We start from the raw sequence: 25,636 nt of genomic DNA on the forward strand, positions 1-25,636 counted from the left end.
GGTACAAGCGGGGCCGTGGCGCTGGCCTGCAGAAACCGCCAGTAGAATCTGGACACGTGACTGCTGTGTCTGCGAAGCCTCGCATCCCCAATGTCCTGGCCGGCCGCTACGCCTCCACGGAGCTGGCCGTCCTCTGGTCCCCCGAGCAGAAGGTCAAGCTGGAGCGTCAGCTCTGGCTCGCGGTGCTGCGCGCTCAGAAGGACCTGGGGATCGACGTGCCGGACGCCGCGATCGCCGACTACGAGCGCGTGCTCGACCAGGTCGACCTGGCGTCCATCGCCGAGCGCGAGAAGGTCACGCGCCATGATGTGAAGGCCCGCATCGAGGAGTTCAACGCCCTCGCCGGGCACGAGCACGTCCACAAGGGCATGACCTCGCGCGACCTGACCGAGAACGTGGAGCAGCTGCAGATCCGGCTGTCCCTGGAGCTGATGCGCGACCGCACCGTGGCGGTGCTCGCGCGGCTCGGCCGGCTGTCCGGCGAGTACGCGGAGCTGGTCATGGCGGGCCGCTCGCACAACGTGGCCGCGCAGGCCACGACGCTCGGCAAGCGGTTCGCGACGGCCGCCGACGAGCTGTTGGTCGCCTACAGCCGCCTGGAGGATCTCCTCGGCCGCTACCCGCTGCGCGGCATCAAGGGCCCGGTCGGCACCGCACAGGACATGCTCGACCTGCTGGGCGGCGATGCCGCGAAGCTGGCCGAGCTGGAGCAGCGCATCGCGGCCCACCTCGGCTTCGCGCACGCCTTCACCTCGGTGGGGCAGGTCTACCCCCGCTCGCTGGACTACGACGTCACCTCGGCCCTCGTGCAGCTCGCGGCGGCGCCGTCCTCCGTGGCCAAGACCATCCGGCTGATGGCCGGCCACGAGCTGGTGACCGAGGGCTTCAAGCCGGGCCAGGTCGGCTCGTCCGCGATGCCGCACAAGATGAACACCCGCTCCTGCGAGCGCGTGAACGGACTCATGGTCATCCTGCGCGGCTACGCGTCGATGACCGGCGAGCTCGCGGGCGACCAGTGGAACGAGGGCGACGTGTCCTGCTCCGTGGTCCGCCGGGTGGCACTGCCGGACGCGTTCTTCGCCTTCGACGGCCTGGTCGAGACGTTCCTGACGGTGCTCGACGAGTTCGGCGCGTTCCCCGCCGTCGTCGCCCGTGAGCTGGACCGCTACCTGCCGTTCCTCGCCACGACCAAGGTGCTGATGGGCGCGGTGCGCGCCGGTGTCGGCCGCGAGGTCGCGCACGAGGCCATCAAGGAGAACGCGGTGGCGTCCGCGCTCGCGATGCGCGAGCAGGGCGCTGAGCGCAACGAGCTCCTCGACAAGCTGGCCGCGGACGAGCGCATCCCGCTGGACCGGGCGCAGCTGGACGAACTGATGGCGGACAAGCTGTCGTTCACCGGTGCCGCCGGGAACCAGGTCGCCGCGGTCGTCTCCCGCATCGAGGAGATCGCCAAGCAGCACCCCGAGGCTGCCGGTTACGCCCCCGGAGCGATCCTCTGACACGGCTCGGACCCGCGGACCTGGAGGCCGCCCGCGACCGGCTCGTGCCGGATGTCGTCGCGGACGGCCTCCGCGTCCTGTTCTGCGGGATCAACCCCGGTCTGATGACGGCCGCCACGGGCCATCACTTCGCGCGCCCGGGCAATCGGTTCTGGCCCGTGCTGCACCGGTCGGGGTTCACCCCCAGACTGCTGAAGCCGTCGGAGCAGCACGAACTGCCGGCGCTCGGGCTGGGGATCACGAACGTCGTCGCGCGGGCCACGGCACGCGCCGACGAGCTGAGCGCGCAGGAGTACCGCGAGGGCGGGCGGATCCTCACGGCGAAGGTGGAGCGGCTGCGGCCGCGCTGGCTCGCCGTGGTCGGTGTGACGGCGTACCGCACGGCTTTCGGCGAGCGCAGGGCCGTCATCGGGCCGCAGGAGCGGACGATCGGCGACACACGGATCTGGGTGCTGCCCAACCCGAGCGGTCTGAACGCCCATTGGACCGCGCAGACGATGGCAGCGGCGTACGCGGAGCTGCGCGCGGCCGCTCACGGGGTCGACGGTCCTTCCTGATCGCCCAGGCGCCATTCGCCCCGGCAGCGTGCTGCGGCCCGGCGCCCTACGTGCCGGCCGTCCTCCGGTCAGCGACCTCCGACGACCGACGGACCTGCGGCCCGGCGTCCTCCGGCGTGGCACATCGCGACTGCCGCCCCTCGACTCCGCCGATATCCGGCCCGGCGCATCCGGCGCGGTGCCCTACGACCCGGCAGCGCCGTGGAACGGCGTCTTCCCAGGCTGCCCGGCCCGCCCCCGGCGCGGATCTCAGGGAGGGTCCGTCTCCGTGATCACCGCGAGCAGTTCCCAGCGGAGTTCGTCCGCGCATGCCACGCCGACGGCTATCCAGTGGCCGTCCACGTGCCACAAGTGCACGTCGTCGGTGAGGTGACTGAGCTCGTCCCACGGGTCGGCAATCGCCTCCCCCGCGACGCTTCTCATGGACACCGACCACAGGCTGACCCGCTGCGGCGGCCCCCAGCGGGTGCTGAGCGCGTCCGCAAGCGCCTCGCACTCCGCACGGCACTGCTCGGCCGCGTCCTCCTCCCGTATCCCGCACGCGTGCGGGGACTCGACGGCCGGGGCGAGGCGGGCGAGGTGGTAGCCGGGGCCACTGTCGCCGAGCTCCGACCGGCCGCGCCGGGCCGGGAACGCCCGGCCCCGCAGCAGGTCGATCGCAGCAAGGTGCTGTGCAGTGGTCATGACGCCAGTAAAGCGGCCCCTACTGACAATTGGCATGCCGTCAGGCCCGTCTCGGCCATGCCGGGTGCGCTCTGCGCGGCCGTACGGCACGGGCCGATCCCGGCGGGGTGCCGACGGGGTCCCGGGCCGGGCGCGCGGCTCACGGTGGCAGCGAGTACGATCCGGCACACTACGCGCTCGAACTGGGAGGACACACAGTGGGGCGGCTGACCGGTGGAGACCCCTCGCTGCTGCGGCGCATCAACTCCGCAGTGGTACTCCATTCCCTGCGGAGCGCCGATTCCTCCACGCTCACGGACCTGACCCGGATCACGGGACTGTCCCGGCCGACGGTAGAAGGCGTGGTCGAAGGGCTGATCGGGGCCGGTCTGGTCGTCGAGAGCGTCCCCGAGGAGGGCGAGGCACGCCGGCAGGGGCGTCCGGCCCGCCGTTTCCGGTTCCGTGCCGAGGCCGGCCATCTGCTGGGCATCGAGATCGGGGCGCACCGAGTGGCGGTGCTGCTGTCGGGGCTGGACGGGCGCATCATCGGCGCCGGCTCCCGCGACGTGTCCGAGACGGCGTCGGCCGACGACCGGCTGGAGCGGGTGCGCGCGGTCGTCGCGGATGTGCTGCGCCGGGCGGGTGTGGCGCGCAGCAGTCTGCGGGCCGTGGGCGTCGGCTCGCCGGGAATCGTGGAGGCCGACGGCACGGTGCGGCTGTCGACGGCGCTGCCCGGCTGGACGGGGCTGCCTCTCGGGGACCGGCTGCGCCGGTCGTTCCGCTGCCCGGTGCTCGTGGAGAACGACGCCAACGCCGCGGCGGTCGCCGAGCACTGGAAGGGCGCGGCTACCCAGTCGGACGACATCGTGTTCGTCCTGGCCGGGTTGAGCCCGGGGGCCGGTTCCCTGATCGGCGGCAGGTTGCACCGGGGGTTCGGCGGCGCGGCGGGCGAGATCGGGGCACTGCACCTGCTGGGCCGTGACGTGACCCCGGAGAGGCTGCTCTCGACGACGGACGAGCCCCTGCATCCGCTGGACGAGCAGGCCGTGGCCGAAGTGTTCTCGCTCGCGAGGGGCGGCGACGAGCGGGCGCGCGCCGCTGTCGACCGCTTCAACCAGCGCTTGGTGCACGATGTCGCGGCGCTGGTGCTGGCGCTCGATCCGGAACTCGTGGTGATCGGTGGCTGGGCCGCGGGGCTCGACGGCGTACTGAACCCATTGCGCGACGAGTTGTCCCGTTACTGCCTGCGGCCGCCTCGGGTGACGCTGTCGCTGCTGGGCGAGGCGGCCGTGGCGACGGGTGCGCTGCGGCTGGCACTTGACCATGTGGAGGAGCAGTTGTTCGCGGTGGAGGGCACGGTGACGGCCCGCCGCTGACCGGCTTCCGGTCCGTCGTGCCGCGGCAGGTCACCTGTCAGGAGGCGCGGCGCTCCTCGGCGCCGTGGCTGATCTCCAGGTCGCCGTAGGCGCCGAAGGTGAGCCGGCAGGTGTCGGCCCGGTACGTCGCGACGGACACGGCGGCCGTGCGGCCCTCGGAGAAGTAGCGCGTGGTGACGACGAGGACGGGTGCGCCGGGCAGCCGGTCCAGTTCCTTCGCGTCGACGGCGCCGGCCGAGCCCAGCTCCACCGCGCGGTCCTCGCCCTCGAGGTCGAGGCGGGCCAGTGCGCGCAGGACGCCGCGGGCGAGCGCGGGTCCGGAACGGGCGTCGATGGCCGGCAGGTCCGGCACGGAGGAGTCGGGCACGTAGAGCAGGTCGGTGGCGACGGGCTGACCCTGGTGGGCACGCACCCGGCGCACCACATGCGCCTCTTCGTCGGTGTCCAGGTCCAGCAGCCGCGCGACGGACGGGGGCGGTACCGCGAGGCCGCACTCGGTGGCCTGCCACGCGTCGGACGTGCCGGCGCCGGGCCAGTCGTGCGGGGACGGCGAGACGTCGACGCCCATGCGCGGCGGGGCCACGGTGGTGCCGACGCCGCGGCGGCGCTGGAGGCGGCCTTCGAGCTCCAGCTGTTCGAGCGCCTGCCGGAGCGTGGCGCGGGCGACTCCGAAACGGGCGGCGAGATCACGCTCGTTGGGCAGGATCTCACCCACCGTGAAGTCCGAGTCGAGTGCTTCGCCGAGCACGGTCTTGAGGTGCCAGTACTTGGGCTCCGGCACCGAGTCCAGCTGCGTGGTCCCCACCCTGATCCTCCGCAATCGCCGTGTCCCCGGCGGCTTTTCGCGCCCTTGTTTATTAAAGGTTCCTGCACTATCCCTGCGACCATAGGACGGGCCCCACCCTTGGTCAAGACCAATGCTGCGGTCGTCACGCAGAGGAACGGAACCACTCCGAAGAGCGTTCCCCGGAAGTTCGTATCGAGGCGTGGCCGCACATCACGAGACCCCGCATCCAAAAGCGGACACGGGGCCTGACGTGCGGCGTCGGCGTTTTCAGGCCGTGCCGCCAGCGCCCAACGAGGTGAGCTTGTCGGGGTTTCGGACGATGTAGACGCAGCTGATGCGCCCGTGGAGCACCTCGAACTGGATGACGCTGTCCGGCCGCCCGCCCGACAGGACGAGCAGTGCGGGTGCTCCGTTGACTTCGGTGAATCGGATCTCCATGTCGTCGATCGGCTGCTGGGACACGGCGAAGAGGAAGCGGCCGACCTTGTCGGCGGTGTGCATGACCCGCAGCGGCGCCTTGGACTTGCCGCCGCTGTCGCCGACGAGGGTCACGTCAGGGGCGAGGAGGGACAGCAGTCCGGACAGATCGCCGCCGGCCGCGGCGGAGAGGAAGCGTTCGGTGAGGTCGCGGCATTGGCCGGGGTCGACGTCGTAGCGGTGCTTGCGCTCGTCGATGTGCTTCCGGGCTCGGCCGGCGAGCTGACGCACGGCCGCCTCGGACTTCTCCAGTGTGGCGGCGATCTCCGCGTAGGGGAAGCCGAAGGCTTCCCTCAGCACGAACACCGCGCGTTCCAGCGGGGAGAGGGATTCGAGGACCACGAGGACGGCGAGCGAGACGGAGTCGGCGAGGACGGCCCGCTCCGCGGTGTCGGGGACCGCGGGGCCGAAGTCGGTGACGATCGGTTCGGGCAGCCAGGGGCCGACGTAGGACTCGCGGCGCGACTGGACGTGGCGCAGCCGGTCGATGGCGAGCCGGGTCGTGATGCGGACAAGGAAGGCTCGCGGCTCGCGTACGTCGTCGCGCGCGTCGGCGGACCAGCGCAACCATGCCTCCTGCACCACGTCCTCGGCATCGGCGACGCGCCCGAGCATGCGGTAGGCCACGCCGGTCAGGACGGGCCGGTGGTCTTCGAAGACGTCGGTCACGGTGTCTGCTGCCACGGCACCATCCCAACCGACGGGGCCCACGGTGTCCAGGAGATATCGGTGCGGCGCGTGCCACAGTGGACCTCGCCCGCGTCCCGGCGCGTGCCAGCCGGCCTCGCCGCCTCCCGGCACATGTCACAGTCGGCCTCGCCCGCGTCCCTGCCCTTGAACTCCGGGCTACCGGGCGGTAATTGTTACTGACAAGTCGTCTACATCTTTCGGGCACCAGGGAGCTGGCGTACATGGCCGCAGAGATCTCGTTCGCCGTCGAGACCGCCGATGGCAGCCGCACGCTCTCCGTGCACTACGAACGCAGGGGCAGCGGCGAGCCTCTGCTGCTGCTTCACGGCATCGGCCACCACTGGCAGGCGTGGGAGCCGGTGATGGACATCCTCGCCACCGAACGGGACGTCGTCGCCGTGGACCTCCCCGGTTTCGGCGCGTCGCCCGCGCTGCCGGACGGGGTGCCGTACAGCCTCGGTACGGTCTGCGCCGCGCTCAGCGCGTTCTGCGCGGCGATCGGCATCGAGCGCCCCCATGTCGCGGGCAACTCGCTGGGCGGGCTGCTCGCCCTGGAGCTCGGCCGCGACAAGCTCGTCCGGTCGGTGACGGCCCTGTCCCCCGGCGGCTTCTGGTCGCGGAGCGAGCGGGTCTACGCCTTCGGGCTGCTGCGGGCGATGCGGGTGGGAGCCAGGTCGATGCCCACGCCGATGGTCGAGCGGCTGTCCCGCTCCGTCGTGGGCCGGGCGGCACTCGTGAGCACCATCTACGCCCGGCCCGCCCGCCGTTCGCCCGAGGCCGCCGTCGCCGAGACGTGCGCCCTGCGCGAGGCGGCCGGGTTCCACCGGACCCTCGCGGCCGGCCGGGAGGTGCTGTTCACCGACGACGTCCGCGGGATTCCCGTCACCATCGGGTGGGGCGCCAAGGACCGGCTCCTGCTGCGCCGCCAGGGGGTACGGGCCAAGCAGGTGGTCCCCGGCGCTCGGCTCGTACGGCTGCCGGGCTGCGGCCATGTGCCGATGAGCGACGACCCCGCGCTCGTCGCCCGGCTGCTGCTGGACGGCAGCCGCTGACGCCTCGGGTGCCCGCCGGCCCGCCCGCGATGGGCGGCCGCGGGCCGCGAGGGCCCGCCGCAACCGTGCAGCGCGCTGTTCACTTGGGGTTCTCGTCCCGGCCGTGGCCGGGCGTCAGGCATGGCGGCACACCGTCCGGACCCCGTATGGAGGCGCAGCGATGTCCCAGACCCCACGGAGATTCACCCCCGCCCGGCGTTCCGTCCCGCGGGGCACGGCCGCCGCATCGGCGGCCCTGGCCCTGCCTGCCGCGGGATCGGCGCCCGCCCTGGCGCTGTCAGGCCGGCCGCGCGCGGCGTGGGGCCCCGAGCCCGCGGGCCTGGACGGCGCAGACACGGGCCACGGCACGACGAACGTGGACGTCAACCACCCCCTGCGGGAGGCCCTTTCGCGCCTGACCGGCGATGATCCGCTCCATTTGCGCGTCGGTCCGGACGAGTTGGCGGTCACCACCGTGGAGGGCGCGCTGGTGGAGAAGAAGGTGCCGCTGCCGGACCGGTGGCTGCGCGGCTTCGCCGAGGCCCAGGTCGCGACGGTCGGCTTCGACCTGCGTGCCGAGCTGCCCGCGGCCGAGGCGGTGCGTTTCCTCCGGTCGCTGCCGCGTGGCTCGGGCAGCGCCGCGCGCGGCGCGCAGTGGGTGGTGCCCGCCGGCCGGACGCTGCGGCCCACCACCCGGCCGGGCCCGGGCGCGGTGTGCCTGCCGGGTCCCGAGCGGCTCGCCGCACTGCAGCGGGTGCTGCGCCAGGCAGCGGCGTTGCGGGTGTACGGCCCCGTGGGCGACGGGCCGCCGACGGCGAGCGCGTGGGAAGTCGTGCTGCCCGGTATGCGGCTGACCCTCACCCTGTCCCCGGACGCCTCGCGCGGCTTCTCCGGCGAGGGCGGGGTGCTGGAGGCCCTGGCCGCCGGTGAGGCCGCGCAGGACGCTGAGCTCGTCTCGGTGCTGCTGGCATGGGAACCGCGGATCGACCCCGCGGATCTCGCCGAGCAGAGCGGCCTGACGCCCGAGCGGGTCCGCGCGGCGCTGACCCGGCTCGGCACGGCGGGCCGCGTGGGCTATGACCTCGCCGACGCGGCGTACTTCCACCGCGAGCTGCCGTACGACGCCGACCGCGCGGAGCGGCACAATCCCCGGCTGACCGGTGCGCGTGAGCTCGTGTCCGCAGGCGCGGTCGACCTGTCCGGTGAGCCTGCCACCGTGCTCTCGGGTGAACGGCGCTATCAGGTGCGGGAGTCGGGCGGGGCACTGAGCTGCACCTGCCGGTGGTGGACCGGCCACCAGGGCCGGCGCGGGCCGTGCAAGCACGCCCTGGCGGTGCGGATGGCCCGGCGCGGCGCGACGGTCGCGGCGCGCGAGACCTCTTCGACGACGGGAGGGGCCCGATGACCGGCCTGGCGGTGGCGGTGGGCGAGGGCAGGTCCCACGATGTGCCGGGACTGCTCGCGACGATGACGGGCGAGGAGCGCAAGGCGGCGCTGCCCGTGCTGAAGGAGATCCGTGCCGAGGTCCGCGGCTGGGACTGGGGACGCTGGCGCGAGCGCGGTGCCGTCCAGGACGCGCTGCTGGTCGCCGGAGCGGGTTGCCTCTCCGGAGCCGCCGCGGCGGCGGCCTGGATCGGAGCCCGGGACCTGCGCAGCTTCTCGGCCGTTTCGCCCCGGGTCATCGCCGGTGTCCTCAAGGACCGGGACCCGGCCTGGCTGGCGGACGTCGCCCACCGGCTCGCCGCCCGGGCCTCCACCGCCCAGGAGGACGCTCCGCTCATCAAGGAGCTGGTCGCGTTGTCAGGCTGTGAGACACCCACGACCGACGAGTACGTCCACGGCTGGGCCCTCACGGTCACCCCGGCCAGGGTCGGCCCCGAAGCCGTGCGCGAGGACCGGCACACACGGGTCCTCGTGCCCCGCATGTTCGAGGCGACGCCGCTGCCGGCGGCCCTCACGATGTACGACGACCCGGACAATCCCCTGCACTGGCCCTCCGCTCTGGCACGGCTGGCAGCGGAAGGCGTGCTGGAGCGGGCGGCGCTCGTCGAGGGATGCGTTCGGCGACTGCTGCGCGGCGGACGTCCCGGCGAGATGCGCGCCGTCCTGCAAGTGCTGCGCGGGCTCGGCCTCACTCCGGCCGAGGAGAGCGCCCATGTCGCCGACTGGGCCGGCATGAGCGCCGACGGCCTCTCCACCGTGGCCGCGCACGCCCAGGAGGTGCTGGGGCGTGTGGCCGAGCGGGGTGAGCTGTCCACGCGGGCGCTGGCCGAGGCCTCGGCGGGCGTGCTGTTCCGTACGGAGAAGAAGCTGGTGCGCGCCCAGTTGTCGCTGCTGGGCAAGGAGCTGCGCCGGGACCCGGCGGCGGCACCGGAGCTGCTGCCCGTGATCGCCGAGGCGTTCGGGCACGAGGACACCGGTGTCCAGGACCGTGCGCTGAAGCTCGTGGCGCGGTACGTCCCGCGGGTGGATGCGGGGCTGCGGGAGGAGCTGGCCGCCTCGGCAGCACTGCTCGGGCCGGTGCACCGGGCCCGGGCGGAAGCGGTGTTCGGTGTGCTCGCGGACGGCGCAGGCGGAGCCGCGTACGAGGAGATCCTGCCACCCGTGCCGGTGCCCCGGCGGCTGGAGGCGGCGCCCGAGTCGGCTGCGGAGGTGGTCGAGCAACTGCTCGTGCTGGTGCGCGGCGAGGAGGATGTGGTCGCGTTCGAGCGTGTCCTGGACGGTCTGGTCCGGGTGGCCCATCGGGAACGCGACACGCCGGCCGAGGCGTTGCGGGCCGCGACGGCGGGACAGTGGTGGTCCGACTGGACGCCCCGGACGGCCGACGAGCGCTTCTCGCAGCATACGCACGGGCTGGAGGTGGTGGCCGCGACACTGGTGGGCCGCCTCTCGGCCGGGATGCTGGACCGGGCCCGTTCGCGCACGGTCCGGCCGGGGCTCTGCGCCCACACCGGGCTGGCCCACACCGTCAGTTCCCGGCTGTGGGAGGTCAGCTACTTCCTGCTGACGCGACCGCTGCCGTTCCTGCTGGCCACACCCACCTGGCACACCGGGGCGCTGGACGCGGGGGTCCTGGTGGAACGGCTCCGGGAGTACGGGCGGCTGGGGGCGGCGCCCGCTGCGGTGGACTTCGCGCAGGCGCTGCTGCGCGTGAGCCGGAGCGGGGACGAGGCCGCGGCGAAGGCGGCGGCCGAGCTCGGCACACGCGAGGGCGACCGGCTGGCAGCGTGGCTGAGCGAGCCGGAGGGCGTCCTCCCGGCGCTGCGCACAGCTGGTGCGGACGGCGCCGACGCGACGTGCGCCGGCGCGGCGGCAACCCCGGCGGCATCCTGGGCGGCTTCCGCGGCGGGGCCGGGGCTGGGGCTGGGGCGGCGTATCGCCGAGACACGACAAGGGCCGTCGTTCCAGTGGGAGTTCCCCCGCCCGCTCCAGTGGCTCGGCCACCCCCAGGAGGTGCCGCTTCGGGGCTGCTACCACTGGGAAGGCGGTGATCGGTACTGGACTGCGGTGCTGCCCCAGGACCGCGAGGCCCTGGCGATGTGGCTGCTGCCCGGTGTGATGGCGGCGGCTGAGCACGATGCGCGGGGCAACGCCTGGTCTCTGCCCGCGCTCGCCGAGGCGGAGGGCGTCCCGGGCCCGTATCTGCACGGAGCGCTGGCGGCCGGGCTCGGCGCGCGGTTCGGCGAGGACCGGCTGTCTGCGGTGGACGCGCTGCTGGTGCTGGCCGCCCGGGGGCAGCTCGACGCGGAGCCGGCCGGCAGGGCTATCGCGGCGCTGGTCCGGCGCGGCACCGTCAAGCTCAACCGGCTGGCGGACTCGGCCCGTACGGCCGCTGCCACCGGGGCGTACGGGACGGTCTGGTCGCTGCTCGCGGCCGCGTTGCCCGCTCTGCTGGCCACCACGCCCGCTCCGCGCGCCCTGGGCGAGATACTGGGCGTGGCCGCCGACTGCGTGGAGCGCTGCGGTGCGGGAGCGGCACTGGCGCTCGCGGGGGCTGAGGGACTCACGGACCTGGCGGGACGGCGTGGTTCGTCGCAGCTGGCCGTCCAGGCGTCCCGGCTGCTGGCCGCGCTGCGTCAGGGAAGCGAACACTCCACGCCAGAAACGGCCAAAACCAGCCGATAACAGTCCAGATCAGCGCTTAACCCATCAGTCACACAGCGTTCGTGATCACGCAACACCGTTCGGTCACAGTGATGCCATGACAGATGTGACTTCTGCGAAGAGTGCCCGCCGTCCCCACCACTGGCGGCGGGACCTTGTCGAACTGGCCGCCCTGTTCACGGCGGTCGCCGTCGCCGACGCGATCGCTCAGCTGATCGGGCACGGACCCGACGGCCCGTTCATGCTCGTGGCGTCCGCCGTCGCGCTGATCGCCACGGCGGCGTTCCACACGTGGTGGGCACGGCGCCACAGTCATGCCCCTCCCACGACCGCGCCCCGTAGCGTGGCAGAAACGCCGGCCGACGAGGAGGCCGGCGCGGATCCGCGCGAGACGGCGCTGTGGCGGATGCGCACGACGGTCAAGGACGCGCCCGGCAGCCTGGCCGCGCTCTGCAGCGCCCTGGCACACCTCGACGTCGACATCCTGACCCTGCAGACGCACCCGCTGGGCGACGGCACGGTGGACGAGTTCCTGCTGCGCGCGCCCGCCGGCCTGGAGGCCCAGCAGCTCACCCACGAGATCGCGGCAGCGGGCGGCACGAGCACCTGGACCGAACGCGCCGACGCCCACGATCTGGTCGACACCCCGACCCGCGTGCTCGGCCTCGCCACCCGCACCGCACTCGACGCGGCGGAGCTGCCGCTCGCCCTGCGCCAGTTGCTCGGACGCTGCACGATCCGGTCGCGCCCCGCGCTGTCGCTGAACGGCCGGCCCACCGGTGACATGCCGCCCGTGGAAGGCGTGCTGGAGGAGACGGTGATGCATCTGCGCGACCCGAACGGCGGCGCGATCACCGTCGAGCGGCCCTATCTCTCCTTCACACCCACCGAGTTCGCCCGCGCCCGCGCACTCGTCGAACTCGACGCCCGTCTCGGGCCGCGTATCCCGCGCAGCCAGGACGTCCTCACCCTCCCCGAGGGGAACGAGATCACCGTGCGCCGCGCGGACCAGGGCGATGTGGAAGCGGCGCTCGCCATGCACGAGCGCTGCTCGGACCGCACGCTGAGCCTGCGGTACCACGGCCCCGTCGGCGACGCCGACCGCTACCTCAACCATCTGCTCAGCCCGCGCTTCGGCCGCACGCTCGCCGTGCAGACGGCATCGGGCCGACTGGTCGCGCTGGGGCACCTGCTGTGGGACGGAGACGAGACCGAGGTGGCGCTGCTCGTCGAGGACGCGTGGCAGCGCCGCGGCATCGGCTCGGAGCTGCTGAGCCGCCTGGTGGCCCTGGCCGTGGAGGCCGGCTGCGACAGCGTCTACGCCGTGACCCAGGCGTCGAACACCGCCATGGTGGCGGCGATGCGGGGCCTCGGCCTGCCACTGGACTACCAGATCGAGGAAGGGACGCTGGTCATCACGGCACGACTGGACGCGACACCGGTACGCCCCTCGGCCCGCTACGAGCAGGCCGAGCGCTGACGACCCGACGACCTGCCCGGGACGTCGGCGCCGCGCCCCGCCCAGGCGGCGCCGACGTCCCGGGAGCCGCGGCCTAGACGCGGGCGGACGACAGGTGCTCCGGGCGGCGGGCTGCCAGGGCGTCGGCCGGGTGGGCGCTGAGTGCCTCTGTCAGGTCACGCCACAGGTCCTCGACGTCCTCCAGGCCCACCGACAGCCGCAGCAGCCGGTCACTGACCCCGTGCGCGTGCCGGTCGCCCTCGGCCACGATCCGGTGGCTGATGGAGGCCGGGTGCTGAATCAACGTGTCGACGCTCCCGAGGCTCACTGCGGGAGTGATCAGCCGGACACCGGCGATCACCCCGTGCGGGTCGCCGTACACCTCGAAGGAGACCATCGCGCCGCCGATGCTCGGGTAGTGCACCCGCGCGACCCGCGGATCGGCGTCGAGCCTGCGCGCGAGGTCCGCCGCCGTGGTGGACGCGGCCCTGACCCGTACCGGCAGAGTGGACAGTCCGCGGAGCAGCAGATAGCCGGCCAGCGGGTGCAGTACGCCACCGGTCGCGAACCGCACCTGCCGCAGCTTGCGCGCGAACTCCTCGTCGCAGGCCACGACGCCGCCCATGACGTCACCGTGACCGCCCAGGTACTTCGTCGCGCTGTGCAGCACCAGTCGGGCGCCGTCCTCGGCGGGCCGCTGGAGCACGGGAGTGGCGAAGGTGTTGTCGACGAGCAGCGGGACCGACCCGCAGGCATGCCGTACGGCACGCAGGTCGACCTCGGCGAGCGTCGGGTTCGCGGGGGTCTCCACCATCACGAGGCCGGTGTCGGGGCGCAGGGCCTCGGCGATGCCGGCCGGATCGGTCCAGGTGACCTCGGTGCCGAGCAGTCCGGCGTTCAGCAGATGGTCGCTGCAGCCGTACAACGGCCGGACGGCGACGACGTGCCGCAGGCCCATGCTCGCCCGGACCAGCAGCACGGCGGTGAGTGCCGCCATGCCGCTGGCGAACGCGACCGCTGCCTCGGTGCCCTCCAGCTTGGCGAGGGCCGTCTCGAACCGCGCGGTGGTGGGGTTGTCCAGGCGCGCATAGACAGGCGGGCCGTCGAGGCGGGCGCCGGTCTCGGCGAACGCGTCGATCCGGGCGGCCTCGGCAGCGGCGTCGTACGAGGGATAAGTGGTGGACAGATCGAGCGGCGGGGCGTGCACGCCCAGCTCCGCGAGGTCCTCGCGTCCGGCGTGCACGGCTTCGGTGGCCAGGGCCCGGGGTGCGGGCGCGGCCGCGGCTGCGTTCTCCATGAGCGGCACTGTGAACACCTACCGGGAAGTAGCGATCCTTCTCCGTGCTACGTTCGACAAATGGCTGAATCTGTCGCACTGGACCCGGTGGACCTGAAGATCCTGCGCCTGCTCCAGAACGACGCCCGGAGCACCTATCGCGAGCTGGCGGCGGAGGTCGGCGTGGCACCCTCGACCTGCCTGGACCGGGTCACCAGGCTGCGCCGGTCCGGCGTGATCCTCGGCCACCGTCTCGCCCTCGACCCCGCCCGGCTCGGGCGCGGGCTGCAGGCCCTGCTCATGGTCCAGGTGCGTCCGCATCGGCGTGAACTGATCGGGCCGTTCGTCGAGCGCATTCGTGCGCTCCCCGAGTCGCTCGCGCTGTTCCATCTCACCGGCCCGGACGACTACCTGGTGCATGTGGCTGTCACGGACATGGCCGACCTGCAACGGCTGGTTCTGGACGAATTCACCTCGCAGCGCGAAGTCGCCCGCGTGGAGACGAGGTTGATATTCCAGCAGTGGGAGTGCGGACCGCTGCTGCCGCCGGCGCCGGGACGTCAGGCGTCCGACGCCGGGTGATGATGACGCGGAGTGCACCCGCGTACGAGGATGGGCCCATGTCACCCACTTCCAGCAGCGCGCTGCCCCGCCAGGTCGCCGACGCCTACGTCGACGCCCTCGTCGAGCTCGACCCGATCGCCGGAACGTATCTGGGCGTCAAGGACGGCAACGGGCTCCTGCCCGACTTCTCACCGGCCGGCCAGGAGGAGATCGCCGACCTCGCCCGGGCGACCCTCGCCGAGCTCGATGCCGCCGAGAAGCTGCCGGGCACCGACAGCGACGCCGAGCGGCGCTGCGGCCGGCTGCTGCGCGAGCGGCTCACCGCCGAGCTCGCCGTCCACGAGGCCGACGAGGGCCTGCGGACGGTGAGCAACCTGCGCTCACCCGCGCACGCGGTGCGCGAGGTGTTCACCGTGACGCCGACGGAGACCGACGAGGACTGGGCCGCGGTCGCGGAACGGCTGCGCGCGGTGCCGCGTGCGCTGGAGGGGTACCGCGCCTCGCTCGCGCTCGGACTGGACCGGAAACTGTTCGGCGGGCCACGGGCCGCCCATACCTTCATCGGACAGATGACGGATTGGATCGGCGGCGGACGCGGCTGGTTCGAGGACTTCGTCGCGGACGGCCCCGCGTCCCTGCGGGTCGAACTGGAGGTGGCGGCCCGCAACGCGACCGAGTCCCTGGTGGCGCTGCGTGACTGGGTGCGCGATGTGTACGCCCCCGCTGTCGCCGAAGCGCCGGACACCGTCGGCCGTGAGCGCTACGCCCGCTGGTCGCGCTACTTCAACGGGACGGACCTGGACCTCGACGAGGCGTACGCCTACGGCTGGTCCGAATACCACCGTCTGCTGGGCGAGATGAAGACGGAGGCGGACAAGATCCTGCCCGGCGCGGGTCCGTGGGAGGCACTTGCCCATCTCGATGTGCACGGTGAGCACATCGAGGGCGTGGAGGAGGTCCGTGTCTGGCTGCAGAAGCTGATGGACGAGGCGATCGAGGCGCTGGACGGCACACACTTCGAACTCGCCGAGCGGGTACGGAAGGTGGAGTCCCGCATCGCTCCGCCGGGCGGCGCTGCGGCACCGTACTACACCGTGCCGTCGGAGGACTTCTCCCGCCCGGGCCGGACATGGCTGCCGACGATGGGCGAGACCCGCTTCGCCGTCTACGACCTGGTGTCGACGTGGTACCACGAGGGAGTGCCGGGCCATCATCTCCAGCTCGCGCAGTGGGTGAACGTCGCCGACCGCCTCTCCCGCTACCAGGCGACGATCGGCATGGTCAGCGCCAATGCCGAGGGCTGGGCGCTGTACGCGGAGCGGCTGATGGACGAACTGGGCTTCCTGACCGACCCGGAGCGCAGGCTCGGCTACCTGGATGCGCAGATGATGAGGGCGTGCCGGGTCGTCGTGGACATCGGCATGCACCTGGAACTGCGGATCCCGGCGGACTCGCCGTTCCACCCGGGAGAGCGGTGGACGCCGGATCTGGCACAGGAGTTCTTCGGCGCCCACAGCGGCCGCCCGGCGGAGTTCGTGGCGAGCGAACTGGTCCGCTATCTGTCCATGCCGGGTCAGGCGATCGGCTACAAGCTGGGCGAGCGGGCCTGGCTGGTGGGCCGTGAGAACGCGCGCCGCGCGCACGGCGAGGCGTTCGACGCCAAGGCGTGGCACATGGCGGCGCTGTCCCAGGGACCGCTGGGCCTGGACGACCTGGTGGAGGAGCTGTCCAAGCTGTGACGGGATGAGCGGGCCGCGGGCGTGGGGGGCATGGTCCCGACCACGCCCGCGGCGGCTTCCGGCCGGCCATCGCGTACGCCTGGATCAGCAGGATCACCGAACGCGTGTCGACGGGCCCAATGGGCACCGAGCATCCCGGCGTCGAGCGGCCGACGAGGCCGCTCAGCGCGTGGTTGGCGACGAGGACGTCGAGCCGGCCGCCGAGGGCCTCGGCCGCGGGTGGCCACGAGCCGTGCGGGCGCCTCGGGACGGGGAGAGGTCCTGGGCCGCATGGACCTCTTCGGCGCGGCCGGGCCGTTGGTCAGCAGCCGCAGGCGTCCGTGCCGACGGGGGCCGTGAGCGGGTCGGCGTCGCGGGTGGTACTGCCTTCCCGGGTCTCGTACGCAAAGCCCTCCCTCGCCCAGTACTCGAAGCCACCGAGCATCTCCTTGACCGGGAAGCCGAGTTCGGCGAGGGCCAGCGCGGCGCGGGTGGCGCCGTTGCAGCCGGGGCCCCAGCAGTAGGTGACGACGGGAACGGACGTGTCCAGCAGGGTCCCGGCCTGCTCGGGGATCCGGGCGGTCGGCAGGTGGATCGCGCCGGGGACGCGGCCCTGGTCCCAGGAGTCGGTCGAACGGCAGTCGAGCACCACGAATCCCGGGTCGCCGCCCGCGGCCAGCGCGGTGGCCACGTCGGAGACGTCGGCGTGGAAGGCGAGGCTCGCGCGGAAGTACGCCGCGGCGGCGGCCGGTGCGGCGGGCGGCACCCGCAGGACGGGGTTGGCGGCGGGCGTCTCGGGAGCGTGGGTCTGCGTCGTTGTCATGCCCAGGAATCTAGGGGCGCCGATCACTTCCCTGAAGAAGAAATCCCCGGCACATCTCTTGATCTGCGGGGGATTCCCCTGTTAGCTCTCGAGGATGACGGGATATTCACCGGACGCCACCGACTGGCGCATCTTGCAGGCCCTCCAGACCCAGGGACGGGCCAGCTTCGCCGAGCTGGCCAGGTCCGTGTCCATGTCGGCGAGTGCCGTCACCGAGCGCGTGCGCAGGCTGGAGGAGGCCGGCGTCATCAAGGGGTACGCAGCGGTGGTCGACCAGGACCGGCTGGGGCTGCCGATCCTCGCGTTCGTACGCCTGCGGTACCCGAACGGGAACTACAAGCCGTTCCACGACCTGCTGGACACCACCCCCGAGATCCTCGAGGCGCACCATGTCACGGGCGACGACTGCTTCGTGCTGAAGGTCGCGGCCCGTTCGATGCGCCACCTCGAAGAGGTCTCCGGGAAGGTCGGCGCGCTGGGGTCGGTGACGACGAGCATCGTGTACTCGTCGCCCCTGCCGAGCCGGCCGATCAGCCGCTGAGCGGCCGGCCGGCGCCCCGCTCAGTCGCCGGACCCGCCGGTCCGCAGTCTCACCGCCGAGCCGTGGCGCTCCTTGACGACCTCCAGCTGAGCCGGGATGCGCCGCCGCAGATCGCCGACATGGCTGACGATGCCGACGCTGCGGTCCCGCTCGCGCAGTGAGTCCAGGACGTCGAGCACCTCGTCGAGGGTCTGGTCGTCGAGACTGCCGAAGCCCTCGTCGATGAAGAGCGTGTCGAGCCGCATGCCGCCGGCCTCGTCGGTGACGACATCGGCGAGACCGAGTGCGAGGGCGAGCGAGGCGAAGAACGTCTCGCCGCCCGAGAGCGTCGCCGTGTCCCGTTCCCTGCCGGTCCATGCGTCGACCACATGCAGCCCCAGCCCGGCCCGCTTCCCGCCCGTGCGGGCGTCGGAGTGGACGAGCGTGTACCGCTCCGACGACATGCGCTGCAACCGTACGGTCGCTGCCGCCGCCACCTGCTCCAGCCGTGCCGCGAGGACGTACGACTCCAGGCGCATCTTGCGCTCGTTGTCGGCGGACGTGCCCGCGGTCAGCCCGGCGAGGCGGGCCACGCGGTCGTACCGCTCGCGCAGCGGGCCGAGCCGCAGGACCTCCTGCTCGGACTGGCGGGAAAGCCGGTCCAGCTCGGCACAGCACTGCCGGGCGGCGGCGAGCCGGGACGCGGCGTCACGCAGGGCCCGGTCGGCCGCCAGGGCGTCGGCCTCGGCTCCCTCGGCGTCGGCGGCGGACCGCGCGGCCGCGCTCCTCGCGTCCTCCTCGGCGAGCCGTTCGGCGACCGCTGCCTCCTCGGTGCGCCAGGCGTCGATCCGCCGCTGCATGTCGCGCTGCGCGGCGTCGGCGACGACGGCCGCCGCCGCGTCGGCCGGCGTGTCGAACCCGGCCTGGAACGCGGCATCGGCCAGCCGGTCGTCGGCCTCCTTCAACCGCTGCTCGGCGGCGTCGAGTGCCCGTACCGCTTCGGCGGCGGCCGCCAGCAGTCCGGCACGGCGCTCAAGGAGCTCGGCACGTTCGGCCACGCTCGCGGCGTCGCCGCGTGCTCGTGCCAACTCGTCGTCCAGGCCGGCCTGTTCTCCGTCAAGCGCCTCACGCCGCGACATCCGGGCGGAGACACGGCGCTCCGCCTGCTGCCGTGCGTCGACACGCTCACGGTGCTCGCGCTCGGCCCGTTCGAGCGCTTCCCTGGCGGCGTGCAGGCCGGAGGCGGTGCGACGCGCCTCGGCGTGCTCGCGCTCCAACTCCTGGACGGCGACGCGCAGATCGTCGACGGACGGGGCGTCCTGCGCCTCCCGGGGCGCGGGAACACCGTGAGCGCCGCTGCGGGGGGCGGCGCCCCCGAGCATGCCGTCGACGCTGTGCGCGCGGCTGCCGGGCAGGGTCCCGTGTCCGGCGGGGCCCGCCGCCGGGACGTCCGGTTCAGCGCCGTCACCGGGCTGCGGGGCCGGACCCGCACGCCAGGACGGGGCGCCGGCCGGACCGTCGCCCGGCAGCCCGCTCTCGGCTCCTGTGGCCGTATCGCCCGCAACGGTCGCGCCGCGGGCACCCGAGGGGATCACGCGGACGCCGGCCGTCGATACGACCGCCTCCGGATCACCGGACGCGCCACTCCCCCCAGCCGTCGCCGTACCGCCCGTCCGTGCGCGGGAGGCCGCGCTGGCGCGGGCCTCGTGAAGGACCGCCAGGTCGCGTTCGGCCTCGGTCTTCGCCGCCTCGGCCCGCGTGCTCGCCGCGTACGCCTCCTCCTCCGCGGCGCGGTCCACATGGTCGGCGGCCACGCGGGCCGGTGCCGGATGGGCCGCCGAGCCGCAGACGGCGCACGGCTGTCCGGGCGTCAGCTGGGACGCCAGCTCCGCGGCGATGCCGCGCAATCGGCGCTCCTTGAGGTCCAGCCAGGCCGCCTTCGCACGGTTGGCGCCGTCGTGCAGGGTGCGCAGGCGAGCCTCGGCGCGTCCGGCGCGGGCGGTCAGCTCGTCGCGCTCACGTGCCGCGCTCAGCCGCTCGCGGGCTGGTTCAAGACGGCCCGCCAGCTGTTCGGCACGGGTCGCCGCCTCCTGTGCGGCCGCGATCCGGTCCTGGTGGGAGCGGCGCAGGCCCTCCCATTCGGCCAGCCACGCGGTCGCCTCCTGGAGCACGTCGTCGTCCGCGCGGGCCTGCCGGTCCAGGTCGGCGCGCTCGCGGGCGATGTCCGTGCTGCGCTGCTCCGCCCGGCGCGCCGACTCCAGGCCGCCCAGTTCCTGGCGGAGCGTCCGTTCGCGCCCCAGGAGCTGTTCGGCGCCTGCCTCGGCCAGGTCGGCGGGCAGGCCGGCCTGTGTCCGCTCCCGTTCCACGCCGGCGGCGCTTCGCTCGTGCTCGGCCTCGTCGCGCAGCCGCAGTGCGGGCCCGACCAGATCCGCTTTGCGGGCCCGCTCCAGCTCGGCGACGAGCGCCTCGTGTCCGGGGCGCGCGGCCTCCAGGGCGTCGGCCCGGCACCGGGCGTCGGCGTGGCGCCGCTGGAGCCGGGCGAGATCCCTCTCGCCGTCGAGTGCGTGCCGGGCCGCGGCCTGCCGGCTCTCCGCGGCGGCGGCGGCCTGTGCGGCGATGTCCAGCCGTTCCCGCGCGCCGGAGCGGGCCACGGCCGCCCACTGCAGGACGGCGGCGGCGAGACCGGGATCGCCCGGCTGCTGGTCCGGCGGCGGCCAGTCGCCCGCCGCGTCGCCCGCGGCCTGTTCCATCCGGTGGACCAGGGCGAGCAGGCGCTCGTCACCGGCGCGCACCCGGGCTTCGGCAGCGCGGCGCAGGTCGGCGAGGCGCTCCTCCACCGCGGCGAAGCGGCGGGTGTCGAAGAGGCGCCCGAGGAGTTTGCCGCGCGCCTCGGCGTCGGCGCGCAGGAAGCGGGCGAAGTCACCCTGCGGCAACAGGACGACCTGGCAGAACTGGTCCCGGCTCATGCCGAGCAGCTGCGTGATCTCCTCGCCGATCTCCTGGTGCGATTTGCTGAGCGGGCGCCATTGCCGGGTGTCGGCGTCGTATTCGCGCAGCAGGCTCTGCGCCCGCTCGGTGACGAAGCCGGCGCCGCGCGCCTTCGGGCGGGGTTGCGCGGGCCGGCGGGTGACCTCCAGCCTGCGTCCGGCGACGGTGAGTTCGAGGCAGACCTCGGTGGGAGTGCGCACCTCGGCGTGGTCGCTGCGCAGCGAGGTACCCGGGCTCTGGCGTGCGCCGGGCACTGCTCCGTAGAGGGCGAAGCAGACCGCGTCGAGGACAGAGGTCTTGCCCGCGCCCGTGGGGCCGTGCAGCAGGAACAGGCCCGCCGATGAGAGCGTGTCGAAGTCGACTTCCTGGGTGGCGCCGAACGGTCCGAAGGCCGTGACGGTCAACCGGTGCAGCCTCACCCGGCCACCTCGCGCACACCGGCGTCCACGCGGACGTCGTCGAACGCCCCGTGGAGCACGGCGCGTTCCTCATCGTCAGGGGCACTGCCGCCGCGCACATGGGCCACGAAGTCCTCCGCGATCTGCTGGTCGGTGCGGCCCCGGAGCCGCTGGGCGTAGGAGGTGGTGCCGTGCTCCTCGGCGCGCTCCGGCTCGAAGGCAAGGCTGAGGGTGTGCGGGAAGCGTTCGGTGAGTCGGGCCATCGGATCGGCGGGCCGCACCGCGTCGGTGAGCGTCGCCTCGACGAAGGAGTCCTCGTGGCGGGTGAGTGCGGGATCGCCGAGGAGTTCGTCGAGGGCGCCGCGCAGGCGTGCGAGGGGCCGGGGCGCGGGGCAGTCGACACGCTCGGCACGCACGTCGCCCCGGGCGTCGAGGTCGATGAGCCACATGGTCTTGCGATGGGCGGCCTCGGAGAACGAATAGGCCAGCGGGGAGCCGGAGTAACGCACGCGCTCGGTGATGGTCTGGCAGCCGTGCAGGTGGCCGAGGGCGACGTAGTCGACGCCGTGGAAGACGGCCGAAGGCACGGCCGCGACGCCGCCGACGGTGATGTCCCGCTCGCTGTCGCTCTCCTCGCCCCCGGCGACGAAGGCGTGCGCGAGGACGACGGAGCGGGTGCCGGGCTCCCGGGCGGCGAGATCGTCGCGCACCCGCTGCATGGCCGCGGCCAGGACCGGCTCGTGACCGGATTTCGCGACCCCGAACCGGTCCTTGACCAGGGCCGGTTCGAGATAGGGCAGTCCGTAGCAGGCCACCGGCCCGTGGGCGTCGGCGAGCAGGACGGGGGTGCCGCAGCCCTCCGGGTCGGTGCGCAGGTGCACGCCGGCGCGCTCGATGAGCCCGGCGCCGACGCCGAGCCGGCGGGCCGAGTCGTGGTTGCCGGAGATCATCACGGTCGGCACCCCGGCCGCCGCGAGCCGGTGCAGCGCGTCGTCGAAGAGCTCCACGGCCGCGAGCGGCGGCACCGCCCGGTCGTACACGTCCCCCGCGACGAGCACCGCGTCGACCCCGCGCTCGCGGACCGTCGCCACAAGGTGGTCGAGGAAGGCGGCCTGGGCGTCGAGCATGCTCACCCGGTGCAGCGACCGGCCCAGGTGCCAGTCGGACGTATGGAGGAGTCTCATGATCCGTGAGCGTATCGGCGGGGTCGGACATCACGGGCGGGTTCAGGCATCCCCGTACGCTTCCCCGCCCAGTTCCAGGGTCGCGGTGCCCGCGGTGGCGTCGGCGAGCCAGGCCCGGAAGATGTCGACGTCGGAGTCCGGCAGGCCGATCCCGATCGTGACGGCGTCCGCGTAGGTCACCTCGCGCACGGCGCGGCCGGTGGCGCGCAGGTCGTTCTCGAGCTTGCCCGCGCGCTGGTGGTCGACCGTGACGGTGGCCAGCCGGAAGCGCTGCCTGGTGAGGGTGCCGAGCGCGTCGAGAGCCTCGCCCACCACTCCCCCGTACGCCCTGATCAGACCACCGGCGCCGAGCTTGACGCCGCCGTAGTACCGGGTGACGACCGCGACGACGTACCGCATGTCGCGCCGCGTCAGCATCTGGAGCATGGGCAGACCCGCGGTGCCGCCCGGCTCGCCGTCGTCGCTCGCCTTCTGCACGGCGGCGTCGGCGCCGATGACGTAGGCGTAGCAGTTGTGGGTGGCGGTCGGATGCTCCTTGCGGATGCGCGCGATGAACGCCTGCGCCTCCTCCTCGGTCGCGGCGGGAGCGAGCGCGCAGAGGAAACGGGAGCGGTTGATCTCACTCTCGTGGACGCCCTCGCGGGCGACCGTCCGGTACTGGTCCTGCATCCAGCCACCCTATGCGGCGCCCGTCGGCGCCCGCTCCACCGGGAACACCGGGAATGACCGGGGCCGCCCCGTCCGCTCCACCGGGGAATGACCGGGACCGCTCCCCCGGCACCGGGAATGCTCGGGACTGTTCCGCCCGTTGTCCCGGGCATGGACGCAACGGCTGAGACGATCCGCAGAATCCTGACCTCTACGGGCGACACCTGGGCGCTGGTGGGTCTGTCGACCAACCAGTCGCGCGCGGCGTGGGGGGTGGCGCGTGTGCTGCAGCGCTTCGGCAAGCGCATCGTGCCGGTGCATCCGAAGGCGGAGACGGTTCACGGGGAGCGGGGGTACGCCTCGCTGGCCGAGATCCCGTTTCCCGTCGACGTCGTGGACGTGTTCGTGAACTCCGGCCTCGCCGGCAAGGTCGCCGACGAGGCGGTGGCGATCGGCGCGAAGGCGGTCTGGTTCCAGCTGGGCGTGGTCGACACGCAGGCGTACGCCCGCACCCGCGAGGCCGGTCTCGACATGGTGATGGACCGCTGCCCGGCGATCGAGATCCCGCTGCTGGACTGATTCCCGCTGCTGGACCGATGCGGCCGGGGCCGGCCGGCCCGAGCCGGGAGAACCGCCCTAGACCGCGAGTCCCTCGATGACCACCGCGCCCGGCAGTCCGGCGAGCGCCTTGCCCGGCACGATCAGCTTGCCGCGCCTGCGGCCGCTGCCGATGAGGACCCACTCGGTGTCGACGACACGGGAGTCCACGAGCAGCGGCCAGTCGGCGGGCAGCCCGATCGCGGTGATACCGCCGTACTCCATGCCGCTCTCGCCGGTCGCCGTGTCCATGGACGCGAACGAGGCCTTGCGTACGCCGAGTTGTCTGCGTACGGCTCCGTTCACGTCGACGCGGTTGCCGGAGAGGACGACGCATGCGGCGAGACTCGTCCCGCCCGACCGCTTCCCGGCGACGATGACGCAGTTCGCCGACTCGTCCAGCAGTTGCCGGCCGTAGTGCTCGACGAACGCGGCGGTGTCGGCGACACCGGGGTCGGTGTCGACATAGATCAGCTGCTCGGCCGGAACGTCCCCGTGCCAGGCGCGCACGGCCTCGGCGACCGGTGCGATGAGCTGGTCGAGGCAGTCGGGGGCGGGCCTGGCGTCGTCGAAGTCTCCGATGGGTGCACGCATACAGCGCACGCTAACAGCGCGGCACGGGGCGGAGTCCAGGTGTCTTTGGGAGACGGGGGTTTCGGGAGACGGGGTTTCGGGAGACGGGTGTCTCAACGCCCGATGTCTCGGGGGACGCGGCGTCTCAGCGGACGGGCGGCACGGAGACGGCCATGGTCAGTTCGACGGTCTCGTCCCCTTCGTTGCGGTAGGCGTGCGGAACGTTCGCCTCGAAGGTGGCGGAGGTGCCCGCGGGGACCGTGTGGGGCTTTCCGTCGACGACCAGGGTGAGTTCGCCGGCGGAGACGTGCAGGAGCTCGGTCGTCCCGTCGGGGTGCGGATCGGAGACGCTCTCGTCGCCCGGCACCAGCCGCCAGGCCCACAGCTCCAGCGGGCCGCCGCGCTCGTTCCCGACGAGGAGGGTGGTGGAACTGCCCGCGGGGGTGGACCACATGCGCACGGCCTGCTCCGGCGGGACGAGCCGCACCTGCGGGCCCTGCCCGTAGTCGAGGAGCGTGGTGATGCTGACCCCGAGAGCGTCGGCGAGTTTCACCGTGGTGCCGATGCTCGGGTTGGTGCGCGCCTGCTCGATCTGGATGATCATTCCCCGGCTCACACCGGAGCGGGCGGCGAGCGCGTCCAGCGTGAATCCTCGCTCTCCCCGCCAGTGCTTGAGGTTGCGGGCGAGCGACTGGGTGAGCTGGTCGAGATCCGACACGTTCCGTCCAATATATTCAATGGCAGAGTTCAATAGAATGAACTACCGTGTGATGTACCCCTTCGTTCACCACACTGTACTGCGAGGCCGTCATGACCGCACTGTTCGCCCTGGCCACCAGCCTTTTGTGGGGGCTGGCCGACTTCGGCGGCGGACTGCTGACCCGACGTACGCCCGCCCTCACCGTGGTGGTCGCCTCACAGTCGATCGCGGTCGTGGTGCTCGGCGCGATCGTGGTCGCCACCGGCGGATTCGCCGAGGCGGGGCCCAAGTTGTGGTACGCGGCGGCGGCCGGAGTGGTCGGGCCGGTCGCGATGCTCTCGTTCTACAAGGCCCTGGCCCTCGGGCCGATGGGCGTGGTCTCGCCCCTGGGCTCGCTGGGCGTGGCCGTGCCCGTCGGAGTCGGGCTCGTGCTGGGCGAGCGGCCCGGGCTGCTGCAGTTCGCGGGCATCGGCGTGGCCGTCGCCGGCATCGTCCTCGCGGGCGGTCCGGAGCTGCGCGGTGCACCTGTGCGGCGGCAGGCGATCCTGCTGACGCTGACGGCGGCGTTCGGCTTCGGCGCCGTGATGGCGCTGATCGCCGAGGCGTCCACCACGATCACCGGGCTCTTCCTCGCCCTGTTCGTGCAGCGGGTCACCAATGTGGCGGTGGGCGGGGCCGCACTCCTCGTCTCGGTCAGTCGCGGCGGCCGGGCCCTGCCGGAGGACGGCGGCATGCGCGTCATCTGGGCGTCGCTGCCGGCGCTCGCGTTCGTGGGGCTGGCCGATGTGGCGGCCAACGGCACGTACTCGATCGCGGCGCAGACGGGGCCGGTCACCGTCGCGGCCGTCCTGGCGAACCTCTATCCGGTGGTGACCGTGCTCGCCGCCCTCGCCGTACTGAAGGAACGGCTGCGTGTGGTGCAGGCCGCGGGCGCGGGGCTGGCGCTCGTCGGCACGGTGCTTCTCGCCACCGGCTGAGCACCGGGCACTTCTGGCCATGAGCCG

The 25,636-nt window shown here is 73.2% G+C and carries 22 protein-coding genes; 12 read left to right on the top strand and 10 right to left on the bottom strand.

The genetic code is table 11. From position 1 onward, the window contains the following. Positions 1–56: 56 nt before the first annotated feature. Complete coding sequence (gene purB, locus J7E88_RS33265) at positions 57–1,499, top strand: adenylosuccinate lyase (RefSeq protein ID WP_215187197.1); 1,443 nt, start codon at positions 57–59, stop codon at positions 1,497–1,499. After that, positions 1,496–2,056 (top strand): G/U mismatch-specific DNA glycosylase, encoded by a 561-nt coding sequence (mug, locus tag J7E88_RS33270; RefSeq protein WP_215187244.1) that lies wholly within the window; start codon positions 1,496–1,498, stop codon positions 2,054–2,056. Before purB ends, mug begins: the two co-directional genes overlap by 4 nt. 249 nt (positions 2,057–2,305) lie before the next feature. Here the strand turns inward: mug and J7E88_RS33275 are convergent, their stop codons facing one another. Then, positions 2,306–2,740, bottom strand: a complete 435-nt coding sequence (locus J7E88_RS33275; RefSeq protein ID WP_215187198.1) for a hypothetical protein — start codon at positions 2,738–2,740, stop codon at positions 2,306–2,308. Between the two features lie 197 nt (positions 2,741–2,937). Here J7E88_RS33275 and J7E88_RS33280 point away from each other — a divergent pair, with 197 nt between their 5' ends. Further along, positions 2,938–4,095, top strand: a complete 1,158-nt coding sequence (locus tag J7E88_RS33280; protein WP_215187199.1) for an ROK family transcriptional regulator — start codon at positions 2,938–2,940, stop codon at positions 4,093–4,095. Positions 4,096–4,132: 37 nt separating this feature from the next. On the opposite strand, the gene J7E88_RS33285 is transcribed toward J7E88_RS33280, so the two are convergent. Next, entirely contained in the window at positions 4,133–4,900 is a 768-nt protein-coding gene (locus J7E88_RS33285; RefSeq protein WP_215187200.1) for a GntR family transcriptional regulator, read from the bottom strand. 249 nt (positions 4,901–5,149) lie between these two features. Next, positions 5,150–6,043: an RNA polymerase sigma-70 factor gene (locus J7E88_RS33290; RefSeq protein ID WP_215187201.1), complete on the bottom strand. Its 894-nt coding sequence runs from the start codon at positions 6,041–6,043 to the stop codon at positions 5,150–5,152. Positions 6,044–6,270: 227 nt separating this feature from the next. Here J7E88_RS33290 and J7E88_RS33295 point away from each other — a divergent pair, with 227 nt between their 5' ends. From J7E88_RS33295 to J7E88_RS33310, 4 genes are all read left to right on the top strand, one after another. Beyond that, positions 6,271–7,101 (top strand): alpha/beta fold hydrolase, encoded by an 831-nt coding sequence (locus J7E88_RS33295; RefSeq protein WP_215187202.1) that lies wholly within the window; start codon positions 6,271–6,273, stop codon positions 7,099–7,101. Between the two features lie 160 nt (positions 7,102–7,261). Next, positions 7,262–8,485, top strand: a complete 1,224-nt coding sequence (locus tag J7E88_RS33300; protein ID WP_251023578.1) for an SWIM zinc finger family protein — start codon at positions 7,262–7,264, stop codon at positions 8,483–8,485. Continuing rightward, positions 8,482–11,205, top strand: coding sequence for a DUF6493 family protein (locus tag J7E88_RS33305; RefSeq protein ID WP_215187203.1), 2,724 nt, complete (start codon positions 8,482–8,484; stop codon positions 11,203–11,205). The genes J7E88_RS33300 and J7E88_RS33305 overlap by 4 nt, the downstream gene beginning before the upstream one ends. A gap of 76 nt (positions 11,206–11,281) precedes the next feature. Beyond that, on the top strand, positions 11,282–12,664 hold the full coding sequence (locus J7E88_RS33310) for a GNAT family N-acetyltransferase (protein ID WP_215187204.1): 1,383 nt from the start codon (positions 11,282–11,284) through the stop codon (positions 12,662–12,664). A 73-nt stretch (positions 12,665–12,737) separates the two neighbouring features. On the opposite strand, the gene J7E88_RS33315 is transcribed toward J7E88_RS33310, so the two are convergent. Further along, positions 12,738–13,940 (bottom strand): PLP-dependent aspartate aminotransferase family protein, encoded by a 1,203-nt coding sequence (locus J7E88_RS33315; protein WP_215187205.1) that lies wholly within the window; start codon positions 13,938–13,940, stop codon positions 12,738–12,740. 60 nt (positions 13,941–14,000) lie between these two features. On the opposite strand from J7E88_RS33315, the gene J7E88_RS33320 reads away from it, so the two are divergent. Both J7E88_RS33320 and J7E88_RS33325 read left to right on the top strand, forming a co-directional pair. Beyond that, positions 14,001–14,501 carry an Lrp/AsnC family transcriptional regulator gene (locus J7E88_RS33320; protein WP_215187206.1) on the top strand — a complete coding sequence of 167 codons (501 nt, stop codon included), beginning with the start codon at positions 14,001–14,003 and terminating at the stop codon, positions 14,499–14,501. Positions 14,502–14,539: 38 nt separating this feature from the next. Further along, on the top strand, positions 14,540–16,222 hold the full coding sequence (locus J7E88_RS33325; RefSeq protein ID WP_215187207.1) for a DUF885 domain-containing protein: 1,683 nt from the start codon (positions 14,540–14,542) through the stop codon (positions 16,220–16,222). A 301-nt stretch (positions 16,223–16,523) separates the two neighbouring features. On the opposite strand, the gene J7E88_RS33330 is transcribed toward J7E88_RS33325, so the two are convergent. Continuing rightward, positions 16,524–17,024, bottom strand: coding sequence for a rhodanese-like domain-containing protein (locus tag J7E88_RS33330; protein ID WP_215187208.1), 501 nt, complete (start codon positions 17,022–17,024; stop codon positions 16,524–16,526). A gap of 94 nt (positions 17,025–17,118) precedes the next feature. On the opposite strand from J7E88_RS33330, the gene J7E88_RS33335 reads away from it, so the two are divergent. Beyond that, complete coding sequence (locus J7E88_RS33335; RefSeq protein ID WP_215187209.1) at positions 17,119–17,565, top strand: Lrp/AsnC family transcriptional regulator; 447 nt, start codon at positions 17,119–17,121, stop codon at positions 17,563–17,565. Positions 17,566–17,585: 20 nt separating this feature from the next. Here the strand turns inward: J7E88_RS33335 and J7E88_RS33340 are convergent, their stop codons facing one another. The 3 genes from J7E88_RS33340 to J7E88_RS33350 are packed head-to-tail and all read right to left on the bottom strand — an operon-like array spanning position 17,586 to position 22,783. Beyond that, positions 17,586–20,951 (bottom strand): AAA family ATPase, encoded by a 3,366-nt coding sequence (locus J7E88_RS33340; RefSeq protein WP_215187210.1) that lies wholly within the window; start codon positions 20,949–20,951, stop codon positions 17,586–17,588. Then, entirely contained in the window at positions 20,948–22,114 is a 1,167-nt protein-coding gene (locus tag J7E88_RS33345) for an exonuclease SbcCD subunit D (protein WP_215187211.1), read from the bottom strand. The genes J7E88_RS33340 and J7E88_RS33345 overlap by 4 nt, the downstream gene beginning before the upstream one ends. A gap of 42 nt (positions 22,115–22,156) precedes the next feature. Then, positions 22,157–22,783 carry a YigZ family protein gene (locus tag J7E88_RS33350; protein WP_215187212.1) on the bottom strand — a complete coding sequence of 209 codons (627 nt, stop codon included), beginning with the start codon at positions 22,781–22,783 and terminating at the stop codon, positions 22,157–22,159. A gap of 150 nt (positions 22,784–22,933) precedes the next feature. On the opposite strand from J7E88_RS33350, the gene J7E88_RS33355 reads away from it, so the two are divergent. Continuing rightward, positions 22,934–23,341, top strand: coding sequence for a CoA-binding protein (locus tag J7E88_RS33355; RefSeq protein WP_215187213.1), 408 nt, complete (start codon positions 22,934–22,936; stop codon positions 23,339–23,341). Positions 23,342–23,398: 57 nt separating this feature from the next. On the opposite strand, the gene J7E88_RS33360 is transcribed toward J7E88_RS33355, so the two are convergent. Both J7E88_RS33360 and J7E88_RS33365 read right to left on the bottom strand, forming a co-directional pair. Beyond that, on the bottom strand, positions 23,399–23,953 hold the full coding sequence (locus J7E88_RS33360) for a YbaK/EbsC family protein (RefSeq protein ID WP_215187214.1): 555 nt from the start codon (positions 23,951–23,953) through the stop codon (positions 23,399–23,401). Positions 23,954–24,077: 124 nt separating this feature from the next. Next, on the bottom strand, positions 24,078–24,650 hold the full coding sequence (locus J7E88_RS33365) for a helix-turn-helix domain-containing protein (RefSeq protein WP_215187215.1): 573 nt from the start codon (positions 24,648–24,650) through the stop codon (positions 24,078–24,080). Between the two features lie 92 nt (positions 24,651–24,742). Here J7E88_RS33365 and J7E88_RS33370 point away from each other — a divergent pair, with 92 nt between their 5' ends. Further along, a complete protein-coding gene (locus J7E88_RS33370; RefSeq protein WP_215187216.1) occupies positions 24,743–25,609 on the top strand; it encodes a DMT family transporter in 867 nt (288 codons plus the stop codon). The last annotated feature ends 27 nt before the right edge of the window (positions 25,610–25,636 follow it).

The sequence above is a fragment of the Streptomyces sp. ISL-10 genome, assembly GCF_018614575.1.
GTDB lineage: Bacteria > Actinomycetota > Actinomycetes > Streptomycetales > Streptomycetaceae > Streptomyces.

What these genes read in the sequence shown, in the direction of transcription:
- J7E88_RS33275 (WP_215187198.1), bottom strand. Translation starts at nt 2,740, where the DNA reads ATGACCACTGCACAGCACCTTGCTGCGATCGACCTGCTGCGGGGCCGG.
- J7E88_RS33295 (WP_215187202.1), top strand. Translation starts at nt 6,271, where the DNA reads ATGGCCGCAGAGATCTCGTTCGCCGTCGAGACCGCCGATGGCAGCCGC.
- J7E88_RS33300 (WP_251023578.1), top strand. Translation starts at nt 7,262, where the DNA reads ATGTCCCAGACCCCACGGAGATTCACCCCCGCCCGGCGTTCCGTCCCG.
- J7E88_RS33305 (WP_215187203.1), top strand. Translation starts at nt 8,482, where the DNA reads ATGACCGGCCTGGCGGTGGCGGTGGGCGAGGGCAGGTCCCACGATGTG.
- J7E88_RS33310 (WP_215187204.1), top strand. Translation starts at nt 11,282, where the DNA reads ATGACAGATGTGACTTCTGCGAAGAGTGCCCGCCGTCCCCACCACTGG.
- J7E88_RS33315 (WP_215187205.1), bottom strand. Translation starts at nt 13,940, where the DNA reads ATGGAGAACGCAGCCGCGGCCGCGCCCGCACCCCGGGCCCTGGCCACC.
- J7E88_RS33320 (WP_215187206.1), top strand. Translation starts at nt 14,001, where the DNA reads ATGGCTGAATCTGTCGCACTGGACCCGGTGGACCTGAAGATCCTGCGC.
- J7E88_RS33325 (WP_215187207.1), top strand. Translation starts at nt 14,540, where the DNA reads ATGTCACCCACTTCCAGCAGCGCGCTGCCCCGCCAGGTCGCCGACGCC.
- J7E88_RS33330 (WP_215187208.1), bottom strand. Translation starts at nt 17,024, where the DNA reads ATGACAACGACGCAGACCCACGCTCCCGAGACGCCCGCCGCCAACCCC.
- J7E88_RS33335 (WP_215187209.1), top strand. Translation starts at nt 17,119, where the DNA reads ATGACGGGATATTCACCGGACGCCACCGACTGGCGCATCTTGCAGGCC.
- J7E88_RS33345 (WP_215187211.1), bottom strand. Translation starts at nt 22,114, where the DNA reads ATGAGACTCCTCCATACGTCCGACTGGCACCTGGGCCGGTCGCTGCAC.
- J7E88_RS33350 (WP_215187212.1), bottom strand. Translation starts at nt 22,783, where the DNA reads ATGCAGGACCAGTACCGGACGGTCGCCCGCGAGGGCGTCCACGAGAGT.
- J7E88_RS33355 (WP_215187213.1), top strand. Translation starts at nt 22,934, where the DNA reads ATGGACGCAACGGCTGAGACGATCCGCAGAATCCTGACCTCTACGGGC.
- J7E88_RS33360 (WP_215187214.1), bottom strand. Translation starts at nt 23,953, where the DNA reads ATGCGTGCACCCATCGGAGACTTCGACGACGCCAGGCCCGCCCCCGAC.
- J7E88_RS33370 (WP_215187216.1), top strand. Translation starts at nt 24,743, where the DNA reads ATGACCGCACTGTTCGCCCTGGCCACCAGCCTTTTGTGGGGGCTGGCC.